Below are 17,941 nucleotides of genomic sequence, written 5' to 3' on the forward strand. Positions count from 1 at the left end.
ATGTATATCGAAAAGTTACCAATCACCGTATTATGTCGTTACAACGTTCGTTCCGTGCTCCCGTCCTTAGGCTATCACCGGGTACTTTCGCGTATTACCCATCGATTAGCGGTATGGTCGGCAGACTCCAACACCACCTTGTAAAAATCAGACGGATACTCACTGATGTCTATGATAGCTCTGCCAGCAGCTACGGGTACTTCCATCAACGACGTGTATACGTCGGTTCCACCCGAAGCATGGTTGTTGGTTGTGGCCAGCCATACGGTGAGATTTCCCTCGGTATTCAATGCTTCCCATGCCAATGATAAGCTATCGCCCTGCAATGTTGCTGTTTTGAAAACATGTGAAACATTTCCCGAAAGCGGAATGCCATCCCACTCAAATTGGTACTCCCGTGGTGCTTTCACATCCAAGAACCGCAAAATCGTTGGAAGCACATCCACCGATGCAGGCTTACGTTCGTGGAAATAAGTATTTAGGTTTTTATCATTGGTGGCCAACCAGATGCCCCGTTCGCGGGGTGTTTGCCCACCATGATGGTAGCCCTTGTCATCGCGGCCATGGTCAGTGACGATGTACACCAGCCAATCCTCATTGAAGTTATCCTTACGGTATTGGACTGCTTGCCACAATCGCCCCACCTGATGGTCAGCGATGACCACCGCGCTGTCCATCTGCGGGCTGTCGCCAAACTGGTGGCCGATATCATCTGTGTATTGCAAATACACCCATGAGAGGTCCGGCGCATCATTCCGGATGGCTTGTGCGGCCTCTTCCGATACGCGTTCGTCAATCAGGTGGATATAATGGCTTGCTGGATCATGTGGGAATGCCGCCGTGTCCAACTCATACCCATCTACATGAACGTCCATTTTGATGCCCCCTGTTTCGGACTTGCCTTCTCCGACAAGCTTCGTGCGGTTATCCTCCCATGTGGAAAATATTCCGATTTTCTTTTCCGGATACTGCTGCTTGAGGTACCAAAAAAAGGTGGGGTAGTGGTAGTTGATGGCGGCAATGCCATTATCCCATACGTTGTGCTTATTCGTCCACGTGCCGGTCACAAAATGGGTGTAACATACCGCCGAAATGGTGGGCGACTCCGAATAGCTCCCTTTTTCGCCACCGGTGTATGCGCGGGTATACCCGCCTTGGGCCGCCACGCTATCTATCCACGGTGTATTTACCCGCTCGATAACATCTGCGGGGATTCCATCGACAATCGCGAACAAAACTTTCCGAACTGGCGGAGTCTTCGCTTCAGGCGATTGGCAGGCGGCGACCCAAAGTGCCGCCAGCGCCAATGTCAGTAATTTTGCTGTTTTTTTCATTGTTTTCAAAGTTACTTACCAACCGAATAGTTGGTCCCCTAAATTAGGATTTAGCTGGATCTGGGATTGGGGTATCGGCCTGTAATAGTATTTCGGTGTTTCAAAAGTTCCTGCATTTTCCACTACCTGCACATTGCCGGACGTGGGGCTGCTCAAAAATACAGAAACATCCGGATTGGCAAACGTGCCCACGCGATAATAGATAAACGGCACGCCCAGGCTGTTGGTTTCGCGTTGCGCGGGAATGGATTCGGATGCCGGCAGCAGGATGATGTCGGGTACGCCATCGCCGTTGAGGTCGTGCTGCCCTAAACGGGAAAAGTAAATGCCCTGAGGCTCTTTTTCAAGCAGTTTCCCGACTTCCCACCGCATCAGATCATCATGCCGGAATCCTTCGAAAGCCAATTCGATTCTTCTTTCTCTGCGGATTTCCAGAATCTCCGCCCGCTGTGGGGAACTCACGTTCGGGAATTTAGCGGCCTGTACCGGATCTACCGGCGGGTTGAGCGTCATGCCGGGCATTCCCGCCCGGGCCCGCAACATGTTCACCGAGATATCCAGATCTCCCTGGGTAAGCTGCCCGAGCTCGGCCTTTGCCTCCGCATAGATGAGCAGGGTTTCCGCAAACCGGTACAATGGCAAATCGATGTTGTTTCGTTCCTGCAAATTTGTCGTGTTGTACAGGCCTTTGATTTGGTGGTATCCCGAAAAGTTTTTGGCTAATTGCTGTACATACAACCCGGATCCTTGCAAATAGGTGCCTGAGCGCACCAATTCCCAGCCCGGGTAGGCAAGGGTTTGGTACATCCTTGGGTCACGGTTTTTAAACTCGTCTACAAACTCATTCTGCGCATAGTTCGGTTGCGCACTATAGAAGCTGCCGTCCTCCATCAGGTAAGCCTGTACCAGGTCTTTCACCGGGAAAACCTCGTAGTTGCCAAATACGCCGTCGCTGGTATCCCATACATCACCGTTCAACAGTTCATGGGCGTAGTCACGGGCAAAGATGATTTCGCCAACGGCAAAGAGGTTGGTGTTGAAAAACAAGCTGCCGTAATCTTCCCGGGGATTACCGGTGTTATGGATGAAAAATCCGCCGTTCGTGATGACATCCTGCGCTACTTCCACTGCGCGCTGCAACAGCGCATCTGCCGATGAAGTCAGGTTCAGTTCGGGATGGTACTTGCGGAACGTGCCTTCGTACAACAGGAAACGGGCATAGTCGGCTTTGGCTACCCAACGGTTGACCGCGCCGTTTGGCGCTGTCTCGTCGATGTTGTTAATCGCAAAATCGTAATCCTCCAATATCTTACCGACGACCAGCTCGCGGGGGTCGCGCGCCGCAAAGAGGATGCCTTCATTATCCGTGGATACGGTTTGTTCAATCCAGGGTACGTCAGAATAGCGTTTTACTTTCTCCACGTATGCCCTGGCTCTGAAGAAACGGCCTAAACCTTCATAATGGTTCAACCGCTGTTCGCTTACGGCCGCTCTGCGGAAATTCTCCAGAAAGAAATTGCAGTTGCGTACCTTTTCCCAATCCCATCCGCTGGTTAGTGATTCCGCACTTGGCGTGGAAACCATCATGTTCTTCAATTCGGCACTGCCGGTTGTCCAGGCATTGTCGGTAACGGCGTCCGAAATATAATAGCCTCCTACTGACGGAAAGTCATAAAGCCTTAAAGACGCCAGATTCAAATCCTGCTCATTATTGAAAAAGCTTTCCTGCCCGATCTCCGTTTCAGGGTATTTCTCAAGGAAGCCGTCATTGCAGGACGAGAGGAACAGCAGTGCTGCTGCGGCAAAGGTATGATAGTTTGAAATTCGTTTCATGGCTTGTATATGCTGGGATTAAAAAATAAGGTTGAGGCCAAATGAATAACTGCGCTGGAAGGGGTATGTCATCCCGTTGCCCCTACGGCCGATATCTTGGGTGGGGTCCGTATTGATGTTGGCATTGGTCGTTTCAGGGTCAAAATATTTTTTTACCTCTGAAAACTCGAATACGTTTTCGCCGGTTGCGAACACCCGGATCCGCGAGATACCCGCTTTGCTTGTCCACCGCGCAGGAAGGGTGTAGCCGATGGTGAGGTTCTTCAGGCGCAGATAAGCGGCGTTTAGCAAGTAATTGGTCTGTGGAATGGCCAGCCCCCGTGCGCCGTCAATGCGGGTGCCGAGGTTGGCATCGGCCAGCCAGCTCTGCAGGTGGGGAAAACGTGCGTTCAAGTTTTGATCAGCTAGGCCCAGGTCCAGATAGGCCTGCGAATGCCGTGCCCGCTCGGCCTCAGTTTCGTTTTCGGCCCGGTAAAAGTCAAGCAGGTGTTCGAACGTATTGCCGTAAGGCTGCTGGTAATGCCCCCAGTACAGGTAATCCAGCGGGTAATAGTCGCGCTTGCTGACGCCCTGCCAGAACATGCGGAAATCGATGTTTTTCCAATTCATGTTGAGGTCCAGCCCGAACTGGTAGCGCGGTGTGGTGTTGCCGATAACGGACAGGTCTCCCGTGTCGCCCAATGTCAGGTTTCCTTTATTGATGACGTTGTCGCCATTCAGGTCTTTGTACTTGGGCCAGCCGGGCACGATGGCCAGGGCATCCCACGGGATGATTGACGATTGGTCAAGCCGGGCGATCTCTTCCGCGTTGGTAAAGAAGCCGTCGCTCTGCAGGCCCCAGATTTCACCCAGTTGCATGCCTTCGTAGTACTGCAGGATGTCGTTCGAAGGGTTGGTGAAACGGGTAATCTCGCTCTTTGAGTCGGAAAGGACAAAACGGGCTTCCAGATTAAACGGGCTTCCACCGACGGTGTAGTTGTCGCGGTAGCCTAAGGAGAGCTCCCAGCCCCGTGTCTTCAGGTCGGCCGCATTCTCAAGGGGTTCAGCGGCACCCAGTACGCCAGGCAGTCGTTTACCCAGCGTCAGCATGTTCAGCGTATTCCGCGTATACATATCAAATGTGGCCGTAAGCTTTTCCTTCATTACTCCAAAATCAACACCGAAGTTCAGCGTATTGACCTTTTCCCAGGTGTAGTTCGGTGAGACCAGTAAAGGCGGTGAGATGTGGTTGGGGCGGGCACCGCCGATCAGGTAGTCCGATTGCGCTGTTGCCATCGACGGAATATAACCATAATTGGATACGTTTTGGTTACCCAACGAGCCGTAAGAGGCGCGCAGCTTCAGGTTGCTCACGGTGCCGCGGATGGACTCCATGAAAGGCTCCTGATCCAGGCGCCAGGCCACCGATCCCGAAGGGAAAAAACCGAAGCGCTTATCTTTGGGAAAACGCGAGGAGCCGTCATACCGGCCATTGAACTCCACGATATAGCGGTTGTCAAATATATAGTTGAGACGGAAAAATGCACCCCGTAGCGCATAGGTATCGATGCGTTCCGTACCGTTGGCTTGGCCCGTGGCAAGTTCAAGTGTGGGAAATGCGCTGGAAATAAGTCCTGTACGGCTGACTCTGAAGAGTTCACCGCGGTAGCTCTCCTGGTTGTAACCGAGGATAGCCGAAAGGTGATGTTCTCCGATTTCCTTGTTTAGCGTGCCATAGATGTTTAATGCTTGGTATGTGTCGAACAGACCTTCTCTTGTGGCTTCATTGTCGCCTTCTTCCCTGACATCATCAGGGCCGAATCCGATAAGGTAGCTTGTCTTGTAGGCATTGTAGTTTTCATTTGTGCGGCGGTAGGTGTAGTCCGCATTGACTCTCAACAGCCGATCCCAAAAGGAAAGTTCGGTGGTAAACTGGGTTTGGAAAGCCTCTGTAGCCCGGGTTGATTCACCGCCATCGGTGATGGCGGCCGCTTGGCGGCCGACGGACGTATTTGCCCATGTACCATCTGGATTGATATCCCAAGCCGTGGGGAAAAAGTTGTAGATTTCAAAAATATCCAGCTGCGTTGGGGTTTTACGCTTGGCATTGGTCATCGATGTATTGTTGCCCAGCGTAAACCAGTCCGTCAACGCATAGTCTACCTTTGTCCGCAGGCTGAACCGGTCATAATAATCATCGGCAAGGGTGAGCGGGCTATTCTGCCGGTTGTAACCGCCGGAGAGGTAATAGCGGGCTTTCCGGTTTTCGCTCATGCCGCTGATGGCCAGGTCATGGTTGGTCGTGAAATTGAAATCATCCAGAAAGTAGCGGGCCCAGTCGCGGTTGCCCATATACTCCCATTCGCCGGTGGCGGAGGGATTGATCCGCACGCCGGGGATCGATGGATCATTTGAACGATCGCGGGCATAGGTGTAAAACTGGTCGTTGTAGTTGACGTTGTTCCAGGGCGTGTTGTCCGTAGAGGTTTGCAATAACCGGGAAAATACATAAGGATCGGTGATCTTCCTGGCCATTACCGTCGGTGTATTAAACGTTAGGTTATTGGAATAGCTCACCGTTGTTCCGGCGACCGATCCGTTCTTTGTGGTGATCAGGATGACACCAAAAGCAGCCCGTGCGCCATAAATCGCTGCCGCGGATGCATCCTTAATGACTGAAATGCTCTCGATATCCTGTGGTGCGATGAGGTTCAGCTCGGCCGAACTCACCTGAACGCCATCAACCATGATAAGCGGCCCGCCCCCGTTGATGGACGTGATTCCCCTGATATTGATATCTGCGGCGGCTCCCGGCGCTCCCGAATCAAACCGGATGTTTAAATTGGGCACTAAGCCTTGTAAGCCCTGTGCGGTATTGGAAATGGGGCGATTTTCCAATACTTTCGCGTCCACCTGGTCAACAGCACCCGACAGATTCACTTTCCGTTGCGTGCCGTATCCGACCACGATAACTTCATCTAAGTCACTGGCATCTGCTTCCAATACGACATCCAATTGATTTTGACCTGTATACTGCAATTCCAGCGTTTTGTACCCTACCATACGGAATACCAATATCGCGCCTTGCTCAATATTGTCGAGTGCATACTGGCCAACATCGTCAGTTGCTGTGCCTGAGGTAGTGCCTTGCACAACTACGCTAACGCCAGTCAACGGCTGGCCGGACGGATCCGTTGCCTTACCGACCAGGCGGCTTTGCGCCAATACATCGAAAGGCTTCAATAATACCAGCGCCAAAAAGATGGTGCCCCAGCTTTGGGAAACCAGCCTCCAAGCGTTGTCCCAATGTCGTTGTTTTTTCATAATTTACCTTTTTGAATCTTGTATATATTAATTGAACATTTAGTCAATAAACAAAAGTGATTTTGTGCTATGAACTGGCTTTAATCGAAATGTTATCTATTCGTTAAATGAATTGATTGGAAACGGAAAACGCTTGTTAGCCGTGGCCAAAGTTCGTTGTACAGGAACACTGGCTGATGGCTGGTTGAAATTTTGTGGTTTAAATATTGAATGAATATGCAATTAATAAAAAATAAAAGTAGGGTAAGTCCAAATTTTGTATTTTCGTAACGGCTATTAACACCGTTTTATGGGAAGGAAAAGCTTAAAGGAGATTCGACAGTTAGAAATCATCAAGGTATTCTATAAGGTTGCCAAAAAAGAAGGGCTGGAAAATACATCGATTGCCAAAATTGCGGCGGTGATGGAAATCAATCCAAGCTTGATCATTCACTATTTTAAGACCAAGGACGAATTGACCTATGCGTTAATCGACTACACGCTGGAGAAATACCTGACCATTTATCGGGCTGAGAAGGGTACGAACCCGCCTTCGGCAGATACCCTGGCTGTGGTTATCGATGATCTTTTTTCCAGAAAATGGAACAAGCTGTTCGACGATGGCTTATTTTACAGTTGTTATGCACTCACCTTCCGGGAGAAAAAGGTGAAAGAAATGTACCGAAAGCTCACCGATTCGCTGCGGTTGCGGCTTACCGCGCTTATTCAACGCTGCAACGACGCCGGATTGATTGAAGTGGACAATCCCCGCCTCACGGCCGACTTGATCTTCGCCCTGGTCGATGGTGCCTATTTTTATCTGAGTGTGTCGGCAAATGCCAAAGCGTTCGATGAAAAAATCAAAGATTATAAAGCCGAAGCGTACCGGCTTTTAGGCATTCCTGACGTGATCTTTTCGTCGTGACCTGGATAGCGCCTTCGAATAACGAGCGACGCCGAACAATGCGATGAGTACCCATACGCCGTTGGCCGCAAGATTGGGAGTGTCGTCAAAATAAAATGCACTAATGACCAAACCCACACCGCCTATCACGTTCAGCGATTGATAAATGGGATGGTCAAACCGGAGCACTTTTAGGTTGAGGAGTAGGTAGGCTACCGTACAGAAAATAAATCCAAGCCATCCAATGATGGTAACCGTTGATTCTGTCATTGCTCTTAATAAATTGATGAAGGCTAATGTACCGAAACCTTTACCTCCCTCCAAAACAAAAACTCCACATCGGGGAGGCGATACTATTTTAACGTCAAACTTTAGTGTTATCTTTACCAAGCTTGACAAATAAGCGTTTGTTTTGCAGCGGATACGATTAACCATTTGATAAACGTTAGAAACCACAACAATGAAAAGGAAAGCATTTATTAAAAACATGGCTTTGGGGACGGCAGCTTTTACGGTGCTGCCAAGGCATGTGCTTGGCGGTAAGGGATTTTTGGCGCCAAGCGATCGGATTACGCTGGGGTATATCGGCGTTGGCAAACAGGCCATGAGTTTGTTGGGCGATATCAATCGTTGCCCCGAAACGCTTGTGTTGGCCGCCAGTGATGTGGATACCAAAAAGCTTGCCCGTTTTGTCGAGCGTGCAACCGGGGCCAATGCGGAAAAGGTGGCGACATCAGTAACGGGCTATGCCCAATACCGGGAGTTACTGGAGCGAAAGGACATTGATGCCGTGGTCGTGGCGGCGCCAGACCACTGGCACGCGCAAATGTGTGTTGATGCAGCAAAAATGGGCAAAGATATTTATTGCGAGAAGCCGCTGGCACTGACCATCGCCGAAGGGCGGGCGATGGTTGATGCCGTCAGAAAATATAAACGGGTGCTGCAGACCGGCAGCATGCAGCGTTCATGGAAGCCTTTCCGTCAGGCGTGTGAATTGATCACAAATGGTTACATCGGCGATATTAAGGAGATAAACGTATCCGTCGGCGGGCCAGTGCGGCAATGTGATTTGCCTTCCCAATTGATACCGGATTACTTGGATTGGAACGCTTGGATCGGGCCGTCGCTCTATCGCGGATATCACCCCTTCTTGGCCCCGCCTATTGAAAACGACAAAGATTGGGCTGGCTGGCGGAACTACCGTAATTTCGGTGGGGGATATGTGACCGATTGGGGTGCTCACATGTTTGACATCGTGCAGTGGGCTTTGGGTATGGATGAATCCGGCCCGGTGTCTTTCCGTGCACCGCAGGATCCCCTGGCGCAAGAGGGTGCGTCATTTCAATATGCCAACGGCGTGACGGTATACCACCGGCAGTGGGGGCCGGGTAATGCTGTGCAATTTATCGGTACTGAGGGAACCATCGAGGTATCCCGGGAGTTTCTGCGATCAACACCAACCGCATTAGTAGCGCAAACACTTAAGCCTACAGATAAGCCACTCTACCAAAGTGACAACCATTACCAGGATTGGGTAGACGCCATGAAAAAAAGAAGCCGCCCGATTGCTGATGTTGAGATAGGCCACCGCACGGCATCGGTATGCAATGCGGTGAATATTGTGTATGAATTGCAGGCCGATGTAAAGTGGGATCCGAAGAACGAAGTGTTTGACCATGCTTCGGCAAACCAATTGATATCACGACCCTATCGGACACCATGGAATTTCTCGGATTTTTAGGGGGTAGAATGCCCCAGTTAATTCTTTGTTAAGCTTTTTTTAATGGGAGCGCCTATTTTAGCAGCAGTTAACGCCTGTTAAATTTATATGGCAAAAATTGGTAGATGAATTTTAAACAGGCTCTTCATTATAAACACAGCTATGGTTATCCTATTGAAATTAAAAGCGTATCTTTTTATTGGCTTGTTTTGCCTCAGCGGTTTAGGTGTAATGGCGCAGGTGGCCCCTGCCAGTTCACGCATGGGTGATATCCGCGCTGAATGGCTGGACAGGGCTTCCTTTTCCGGTGCAGGCGAGCGCCCATCCGGCCGCAACGTGCTATGGTATAAACAATCGGCGAAGGTGTGGGAAGAGGCATTACCCATTGGTAACGGTCGATTGGGAGGCATGGTGTTCGGTGGAGTAGCCGATGAACGGATTCAGCTCAATGAAAGCACGTTGTGGGATGGCTATGCACTGGATCCAAATAATCCGGAATCGCTGGAAACACTACCTGAAGTGCGCCGCTTATTATTCGCAGACAAAAACAATGAGGCTGTGAAGTTGGCGGAGCAAACGATGATGGGGCGCCCTCGGGGAGTCAAACCTTATCAATCGCTTGCAGAGTTGTGGTTCGACACGCGGCACCTTTCGGCAGACGCTTATACGCGGAGCCTGGATTTGGCCACAGGTGTTGTGACTGTACGCTACAAACATAATGGCATTTGGTATACCCGCGAAAGCTTTGCTTCGGCTGAGCTCAATGCCATCATTGTCCGGTTTACTGCGAGCGGCGGCGGAAAAATCAGCAATTCGTTCACCTTGCGGCGCCAGCAAGATGCCGAGACGACGCCTCATCCAACAGATGCAGCATCGTTGCTGTTAAAAGGTCGATTGCCGGTGAAAGATAGCGATGGCAATGCCCGCGGTCTTCGTTTTGCGGCACAGGTGAAAGCGGTGGTCAGTGGTGGGCACACCCGGTTTCATGACCACGTACTGTCGGTGGAAGGCGCCGACACGCTGACTTTGTATATTGCCGGTGCAACCAATTATCCCGGCTTGGAACATGTCTATGACGGCGGGCTCGATTTTCCCGGTATTCCGGAAGATACATGCGCTGCCATCATATCCAACGCGACGAGGCAATCGTATGAAGCCGTAAAAGCGGCTCATATTCGCGAACATCAGCGTTACTATAGTCGTGTGGAGCTTGAACTGGGCGCACAGGACGGGAAGAATTGGCATTTGGCGACAGACGAATTACTGGAAGAGGCAAGAACAACGGGTCAACCCGATCCACTGCTGGTGGAGACATTTTTCCAGTATGGACGCTACTTGTTGATAGCCAGCTCGCGGCCGGGCACGATGCCTGCCAACCTGCAAGGGCTGTGGGCGTGGCAGATGAACCCGCCGTGGAACGCGGATTACCATACCAATATTAACCTCCAGATGAACTATTGGCCTGCGGAGATTACGAATCTTTCGGAAATGCATTTGCCGCTGGTTGACCTGATGGCGTCGCTGGTCAAGCCCGGACAGCGTACCGCTAAGGTGTTGTACGGTGCCGATGGCTGGGTGGTGCACCACCTAACAGACGCTTGGGGATTTACTGCACCGGCAGATGGGCCACAGGGGATTTGGCCTATGGGAGCCGCATGGTTGGCACAGCATCCTTGGGAGCACTATTGCTATACACTGGATACGGCTTTTTTGCGGCAACGGGCGTACCCTTTGATGAAAGGAGCGGCTGCATTCATTCTCGATTTTCTGGTGGAAGCCCCGTCCGGAACACCTGTAGCGGGAAAATTGGTGACAAGTCCTTCCTATTCACCGGAGAATGCTTTTATATTGCCAAATGGTGAACATTCAGTCTTTACATACGGTGCTACGATGGACTTTGAGATTATCCATGATTTGCTGACCAACTGTGTTGCTGCCACGAAGATTCTGAATATCGACAAAGATTTCCGAAATACTTGCTTGAAAACACTTTCCCGCTTGGCGCCCATCCGCATCAGCGAGACCACCGGGCGGGTTATGGAATGGGTAGAAGACTATGACGAAGTGGAGCCCCACCACCGACATACTTCCCACTTGTTTGCCCTCCATCCGGGCAACCAGATATCGGTGACAGGTACGCCCGAACTTGCGGCGGCTGCCAAAAAGACGCTGATAGCGCGGGGAGACGACGGTACGGGCTGGGGCTTGGCATGGAAAATCAACATGTGGAACCGCTTGCACGATGCCGACCATGCTTTCAAGCTGCTAGGGGTACTCCTGTGCGAGAAGACGTTGCCCAACCTGTTTGACAACCACCCGCCGTTTCAAATTGATGGCAACTTCGGCGCTACCGCAGCTATCGCCGAGATGTTGGTGCAGAGTCATGTGCCGCTAAAAGGCACTCGCTTTGAGGTGCACTTGCTGCCGTCGTTGCCCACGGCGCTCATTCAGGGCTCCGTCAAGGGATTGCGTGCGCGCGGTGGCTTTGTCATTGACCTGACTTGGGAGGACGGTATCTTGCAGGATGCACGCATTGTAGCCGAAAAAGGTGGCCGCTTAACATTGAGACTTGGCGATCGAACCGCAAATTTCAAAACAAAGGGGGGTGAGATATTGCAATTAGACAGTCACTTGAAGCGGAAACGTACTTAATTTCGGAAAACGCAGCCCCGAAGGGTATCCATAATATTATACCGCATATTGGTTGAAATTGCCTATTTTTGGATGCAATTTATAAATCTATAATAGGCGTTGAGATCGTGGACTCTTCATATGATTTTGTGGTGCGTTGTGGGGTGTACAGGTATATTCCCGCTGCGTCTCAATGCGCAATATGGATTAGGTTTTGCGAGCCATGAGACCGTACTGGATCAACGGACGGGACTGGACCTAAGTGACGGAGGGCAAATCTGCTTCGAAGATGATGTCGAATTGTCATTTGACCTCTCCTTCGTGCCAAACCGCTCAGATTACTTCGGTTATGTCGTACGAATCATCGTCAATGATCAGACGAATATCGATTTGTTATATGATCGGCTTGACAACGTAGAGAAACATTTTAAAATCGTAAGGGGCGAGAAATTCTCCAACATCGCATTTAATATCGACTCTAACACATTGTTCAACAAATGGGTGCCAATAACGGTCAAGTTAGACGCGGTTTCGAAACAACTCACACTGACCTGTGGCGGCAAAGTGTTCAGCGAACAGCTGGCAATTGAGGCACGTGGTTGCCTAAAAATACTATTTGGATACAACAACTATAAGGAGTTTAAGACCACTGACGTGCCAGCCATGAAAATCCGGGATGTTCAAGTCTGCCAGGGCGATCGTCTTACCCATCATTGGCCGTTGGATGAAGAAGAGGGTACCGAGATTAAAGATGTCGTGAAGGGTATGACCGCAATAGTCAGAAATCCGCAATGGATTAGACGGTTGCACCACGAATGGGGGCTGCTCCAGGATGTTAAAGTGGGTGGACAGGCAAGTGCGGCCTTTGATCCCCGAACTGAAAATGTATTCATTGTTGGCAGGGATTCCTTGCTGCAAATCCATGTGCCGACCGGGCAGCGTAGTGTTTTCAAATATGCCTCAGGACCCTTGTTGTTGATTAATGGTAATCAGTCTTTTTTTGATACGGTACACAACAGACTGTTGAATATATGTATTGATCAGCGTACGGTTTCGGTGTTTGATTTCGCTTCACTGCGTTGGTCGGAAAATTTCAACTACCCCGGAGTAGGGACGAGCTACCTTCATTTCAATAAGTTTTATTCGGCGATAGACAGCAGCTTGTATTTTGTTGGGGGATATGGACATTTTCTATTCAAAAATGAAATCCATCAATTCAGTTTGAGGGGGACATGGCACCGTATCGAACCGACAGGCGATCCGTTGATTCCACGGTATCTCGCGGCCTTGGGAGCCACTTCAGATGGGGCGTACATCCTCGGCGGCTATGGAAGTGTCTCTGGCCAACAAATGCTCAATCCCCGCAACTTGTATGACCTACTTTTTTTTGATGCTGAAAACCGGACACTCACAAAAAAATACGAACTCGAACCCGGGGAGGATGATTTTGTGTGGGCTAATTCGTTGGTGATCGACGAAGCTACCAATCAATATTATGGACTGATGTTTCCTAAGCACCAATACAATGCAAATCTGCAATTGGTTGCGGGCTCATTGGCTAAGCCGAAATTAAAGAAACTCGGGGGAGCGATACCCTATCTATTCCACGATATTCGCTCATTCTCAGATTTGTATTATTGTCCGGATAGTAAGCGGTTTGCGGCAGTAACATTATACCATGATGAAAAAGACCTTACCACAGCTAAAATCTATTCCTTATACAGTCCGCCGCTTCCTCATATTATGGCGAAGGATGGTTCGCAAAAAGATTGGTTTTCCCAAAATATCGCCTATCTTGGACTTGGACTTGGACTTGGCCTATTGACGCTAGCTGGTATATACCTGCTGAGGCGCAAGAAGAAGACTCCTCCTGTCGGTTCTAAATCGACAGTTGATCGACCTTTTGAAGAACAGCTGCGCCTATCCACACCCCTGGAAAGACAACGGTATGAAAACAGTATTTTCCTTTTTGGAGGCGATTTGCAATTGTTTGATACTGAAGGGACCGATATTACGCGTAATTTCACGCCGCTTATCAAAGAGCTGTTTTTGGTGGTCTTATTGCACACTATTCGTTGGGGGCGGGGTATTAGTTCTGAAAAATTGACCGAACAATTTTGGTTTGATAAATCGGCCGAAAGTGCCCGGAACAACCGATCGGTCAACATTGCCAAAATCAATGCCGTACTAGAACGTATGGGGCGTGCGAAAATCTCTAAAGAGACGGGGTATTGGCGATTCGATGCCGATGATGACATTTACATCGACTACAAAGATTATTTGGCTATCGTAACCAGCAAAAGCAAATTGGATAAGGAACGTGTCAAGGAGCTGTCGGTTATTGTCCAGCGGGGTGGTTTCCTTTCCGAAACGGATTACGAATGGCTGGACTCATTTAAGGCGGAAGTCTCCATTCAAGTGATAAATACGTACATGCGGTTCGCCGAACGTGTACAAGTTTCAGAAGACCCAGAGTTTATGGTCGAGCTTGCCAACTATATTTTCTATTTTGATCCCGTCCACGAAGAGGCAATGACCATCAAATGCAAGGCACTGGCGTGTATGGGCAATCACTCATTGGCTACCCAGACATTTGAAAACTTCTGCAACGAATACCGCCAGATCTATGGTGAAGAGTTCGGCAAGGACTACAGGATGGTACTTTCCCAGCTGCAGTAAATTGTTGCGTTGATTGCGAAAACCTATCGCAGTCTGCTGGTGCAATAGCCCAGCATAAATCCGGAAAGATTTAATGGCATATTAATGCAAAAATGAATTGGTGTTTATGGTGCTGATAATGAGTTTTTTGTGTTTGTGGTAGCCGTTTATATGGGTCTGTTAATGCTTTGTTAATGCTTTATTATGCCTTCGGGATTAATCTTGAAATGAATTTGAATGACCAATTAAATCAGTTGGCTTAGCCAAGTGCCCAATGATCTGAATGTAAAACCAAAGCAATGAAACTAACCAACAATGATCCACCTCCGACATAGGTCACTATTGACGATGTAAGACTTTGCCGGATAATTGCCGACATGGATGTCGGTGTCCAGGTACTACCTAATCAGCAATTATTTAACCAATTATCTATTTTGGGATGAAAAAAATAACATACCTATTTTTATTTATCATGCTTGCTGCTATGCATGGGCTTGCGCAAACACGGACCATACACGGCCGGGTTACCGATGCGCAAACCGGCGAAGCACTGGCTGGTGTGAGCGTTACAGCCAATACGGCCGCCGGACGCGAACGCGCCACATCAACGGATGACCAAGGCGCTTATCGTATCGAAGTGTCTGCTGAAACAACGACGCTTGTCTTTCAATATGTCGGTAGAATGACGCTTACCGAAGAGATTGACAACAGAACTGCCATAGACGTTCAATTGGAAAATGACGAAGGGCAACTGGACGAGGTGGTTGTGGTTGGGTATACCAGCCAGAAAAAGGCAACGCTGACCGGCGCGGTGTCTACGATTAGTGGCGATGATATGATTCGTACAAAAAACGAAAACGTGCTCAACATGCTTACGGGGAAAGTTCCAGGGATACGTGTGGTTCAGCGCAGTAGCGCACCAGGTGCATACGATACTCAAATTGACATTCGTGGGATGGGTGATCCGTTGTTTGTAATCGATGGGATTCCCAGAGATAGAGATTACTTCGCGCGCATGAGCGCGGAAGAAATAGAAAGCGTCTCGGTACTAAAAGACGGTACAGCGGCTATCTATGGTTTGCGCGCTGCCAATGGGGTTGTTCTTGTAACCACCAAAAGCGGCACGGCACAAGATGGAAAAGTAGATATAAATTTCACGACCAGCAGTACCATGCAGCAGTTTCTTTATGTTCCTGAAAGTGTAAATGCGATCGATTACATGACGTTGAGGAATGAGCAAAATTGGCAGGATTTCGGTAAAAACTATTTGGTTCGTCAAAATCCGATGTTTGCAGAAGAAGCTTTTCAGCCCTACCTTGATGGTACCAAACAGTCATACAACTGGATGGATCAGGTATTCCGAAAAACTACACCCCAATTTGAAAACAACCTCAGCGTGAATGGGGGTAGTGAGAAATTGCGTTATTACTTCACTTTAGGGTATTTAAAACAGGAAGGCTCGTACAAAAGCGGCGATTATCATTCAGAACGCTGGAATATGCGCGCCAATGTGGATGCCCAGATTACCAAAAGACTGACTGCAAGGGTTTCGTTGGGCGGGATTATGGATAATACCACGCAACCGAACGGCACAGGTTGGTCAACGTACAAGCTATCTTGGTTGGCTCGGCCCGATGCAGCTTTTTATGCGAACGATAACCCGGCTTATCCCAACGGCGATTCACAGTACCTGAATGAAGGCGCTAACATGATTGTTCAGACTGATGCCGATTATGTGGGGTATAATTTAAACCGAAATCGCCGATTCAACGGAACGTTAACGCTGCAGTATGATATCCCAGGTGTAGAAGGGCTGTCTGCAAAGGGATTATACGACTACACGGCCGGACTACCTGATTATAAAAATTACAAACGTGCTTACACCTTGTTCCGTTACAATCCGGATGATGATACGTATGCGCCTATCCAGCGAAATACCCCTTCAGACGTGACAAGAGGCGCAAATTTCAACTTTGATACGGACATGCAGTTGGGGTTGTTCTATAATCGATCGTTTGGTGCCCACAACTTCAATAACTTCCTGATTTATGAAGAAATGTACAACAGTTGGGATAGCTTCAGCGCGTATCGCGAGCTAATGGTTGATTCGGAATATCTATTTGCGGGAGAAGATAAAAATCAGCGTGCTGTTGGTGGAGATATAGGCGACCGGGCCAGTAAATCATTGATAGGCCAGCTGGATTATAACTATGCAGGAAAGTACATGTTTGCGTTCAAATTCCGTTACGATGGCTCATCCCGTTTCCCAGAAGGAAGTCGTTATGGTTTTTTTCCAAGTGTTTCCGCAGCGTGGCGTATCAGCGAAGAGAACTTCATAAAAGATAATTTGGCATTTCTTAGCGAGTTTAAGTTAAGAGGCTCCTACGGTGAGATGGGCGATGACAGTTCGGCAGGTAACTACCCGCCAAGAACGGGTTATAACTTGAATGGCAATGAAATCGGATGGTTTTACGATGGTACGTTGACTGGTGGTGTCTCACCGTCCAGTATTCCAAACCCCGATTTAACCTGGTATCGCATTAAATCCTATAACCTTGGTTTAGATTTCGGATTGCTGCAAAACAAGTTGAACGGTACGATTGACGTGTTTAGGCGTGATCGTTCAGGCCTATTGGCGACTAGTGCTGCTGTAATTCCTGGCACGGTGGGCGCAAGCTTGCCACAGGAAAATCTGAACAGCGACCGTAACTTCGGTTATGAAGTGTCACTGGATTACCGAAACCGGTTCAGCGATCTTTCGTACTACGTCAGGGGACAGGTTTCCGCTACCAAACATATGCGGACGGATTGGCTTGAGACGCCAGCAGGTAATTCATATGATTATTGGAGAAACCGCACCAGCGGCCGATACACCAATATCTGGTGGGGGCAGGAATCGGGCGGAATGTTTACCAATATTGAAGACATCCGTAATTTCGAACGTCCGATGGGACAGAATGCGTTGCCCGGCGACTGGTGGTTGGTTGACTGGAACGAAGACGGTGTAATTGATGGTAACGATGAACATCCCATTGCCACGTACGGACTTCCCGTTTTTAATTACGGTATTTCATTGGGCGCTTCGTGGAAAGGCATTGATATCGCATTGGACTTTCAAGGAGCAAATGGTGTTTACGTACAATATGCGGAGGTGCTTACTGAAGCCTTACCATTCGGCGGACAAAATACATTGAGCTGGTTCATGGACCGGTGGCGTCCTGCTGACCCCAACGCGGATTATTTTCATCCGGATACTGAATGGATTCCCGGGTATTATCCGGTCACCGGTCGTGATGGCCGACGTACGGGAACGAATGGTATTCAAAATGCATCCTACATGCGTTTGAAAACTGCTGAAATAGGATATACATTCCCGGATAAATTGCTATCAAGAATAGGCGTGAAGAATTTGAGAGCTTACGTGAGTGGCTATAACCTGCTGACGTTTACCGGTCTCCAAAATGTCGATCCGGAACGCCCGGGTGCATCCGGCGGCGCTTCGACAAGTAGCATCGACTTCTATAATTATCCGGTAAACCGGACCTTTACGATTGGGGCAAGCGTTAGATTCTAAAAAAC

9 protein-coding genes are annotated in these 17,941 nt (G+C 49.2%); 5 read left to right on the forward strand and 4 right to left on the reverse strand.

The window, feature by feature from the left end:
* Positions 1–74 precede the first annotated feature (74 nt).
* Genes B5X72_RS01540 through B5X72_RS01550 form a run of 3 tightly spaced genes read right to left on the reverse strand, consistent with a single transcriptional unit; the run spans position 75 to position 6,470 of the window.
* The gene (locus tag B5X72_RS01540) at positions 75–1,334 is read right to left on the reverse strand and encodes an alkaline phosphatase family protein (RefSeq protein WP_079715037.1); all 1,260 of its coding nucleotides are present in this window, start codon (positions 1,332–1,334) and stop codon (positions 75–77) included.
* 15 nt (positions 1,335–1,349) lie between these two features.
* Complete coding sequence (locus B5X72_RS01545; protein ID WP_079715038.1) at positions 1,350–3,167, reverse strand: RagB/SusD family nutrient uptake outer membrane protein; 1,818 nt, start codon at positions 3,165–3,167, stop codon at positions 1,350–1,352.
* An 18-nt stretch (positions 3,168–3,185) separates the two neighbouring features.
* Positions 3,186–6,470: a SusC/RagA family TonB-linked outer membrane protein gene (locus tag B5X72_RS01550; protein WP_079715039.1), complete on the reverse strand. Its 3,285-nt coding sequence runs from the start codon at positions 6,468–6,470 to the stop codon at positions 3,186–3,188.
* A gap of 289 nt (positions 6,471–6,759) precedes the next feature.
* Between B5X72_RS01550 and B5X72_RS01555 the strand changes: the two genes are divergently transcribed.
* Complete coding sequence (locus tag B5X72_RS01555) at positions 6,760–7,374, forward strand: TetR family transcriptional regulator (RefSeq protein WP_079715040.1); 615 nt, start codon at positions 6,760–6,762, stop codon at positions 7,372–7,374.
* Here B5X72_RS01555 and B5X72_RS01560 read toward each other — a convergent pair.
* The gene (locus B5X72_RS01560; protein ID WP_079715041.1) at positions 7,342–7,623 is read right to left on the reverse strand and encodes a CBU_0592 family membrane protein; all 282 of its coding nucleotides are present in this window, start codon (positions 7,621–7,623) and stop codon (positions 7,342–7,344) included. The genes B5X72_RS01555 and B5X72_RS01560 overlap by 33 nt on opposite strands.
* Positions 7,624–7,813: 190 nt before the next feature.
* Here B5X72_RS01560 and B5X72_RS01565 point away from each other — a divergent pair, with 190 nt between their 5' ends.
* The 4 genes from B5X72_RS01565 (at position 7,814) to B5X72_RS01580 (ending at position 17,936) form a co-directional block, all read left to right on the forward strand.
* Positions 7,814–9,094: a Gfo/Idh/MocA family protein gene (locus B5X72_RS01565; RefSeq protein ID WP_079715042.1), complete on the forward strand. Its 1,281-nt coding sequence runs from the start codon at positions 7,814–7,816 to the stop codon at positions 9,092–9,094.
* Between the two features lie 141 nt (positions 9,095–9,235).
* Positions 9,236–11,725 (forward strand): glycoside hydrolase family 95 protein, encoded by a 2,490-nt coding sequence (locus B5X72_RS01570; protein ID WP_079715043.1) that lies wholly within the window; start codon positions 9,236–9,238, stop codon positions 11,723–11,725.
* Positions 11,726–11,845: 120 nt separating this feature from the next.
* On the forward strand, positions 11,846–14,383 hold the full coding sequence (locus tag B5X72_RS01575; RefSeq protein WP_139378480.1) for a galactose oxidase: 2,538 nt from the start codon (positions 11,846–11,848) through the stop codon (positions 14,381–14,383).
* A 418-nt stretch (positions 14,384–14,801) separates the two neighbouring features.
* Positions 14,802–17,936, forward strand: coding sequence for a SusC/RagA family TonB-linked outer membrane protein (locus B5X72_RS01580; RefSeq protein ID WP_079715045.1), 3,135 nt, complete (start codon positions 14,802–14,804; stop codon positions 17,934–17,936).
* Positions 17,937–17,941 lie beyond the last annotated feature (5 nt).

Origin of the sequence: Parapedobacter luteus, assembly GCF_900168055.1 — a bacterium.
GTDB lineage: Bacteria > Bacteroidota > Bacteroidia > Sphingobacteriales > Sphingobacteriaceae > Parapedobacter > Parapedobacter luteus.

Bases quoted from the DNA above. Each gene is read 5' to 3' on its own strand.
- B5X72_RS01540 (WP_079715037.1), bottom strand. From the start codon at position 1,334: ATGAAAAAAACAGCAAAATTACTGACATTGGCGCTGGCGGCACTTTGG.
- B5X72_RS01545 (WP_079715038.1), bottom strand. From the start codon at position 3,167: ATGAAACGAATTTCAAACTATCATACCTTTGCCGCAGCAGCACTGCTG.
- B5X72_RS01550 (WP_079715039.1), bottom strand. From the start codon at position 6,470: ATGAAAAAACAACGACATTGGGACAACGCTTGGAGGCTGGTTTCCCAA.
- B5X72_RS01555 (WP_079715040.1), top strand. From the start codon at position 6,760: ATGGGAAGGAAAAGCTTAAAGGAGATTCGACAGTTAGAAATCATCAAG.
- B5X72_RS01560 (WP_079715041.1), bottom strand. From the start codon at position 7,623: ATGACAGAATCAACGGTTACCATCATTGGATGGCTTGGATTTATTTTC.
- B5X72_RS01565 (WP_079715042.1), top strand. From the start codon at position 7,814: ATGAAAAGGAAAGCATTTATTAAAAACATGGCTTTGGGGACGGCAGCT.
- B5X72_RS01570 (WP_079715043.1), top strand. From the start codon at position 9,236: ATGGTTATCCTATTGAAATTAAAAGCGTATCTTTTTATTGGCTTGTTT.
- B5X72_RS01575 (WP_139378480.1), top strand. From the start codon at position 11,846: ATGATTTTGTGGTGCGTTGTGGGGTGTACAGGTATATTCCCGCTGCGT.
- B5X72_RS01580 (WP_079715045.1), top strand. From the start codon at position 14,802: ATGAAAAAAATAACATACCTATTTTTATTTATCATGCTTGCTGCTATG.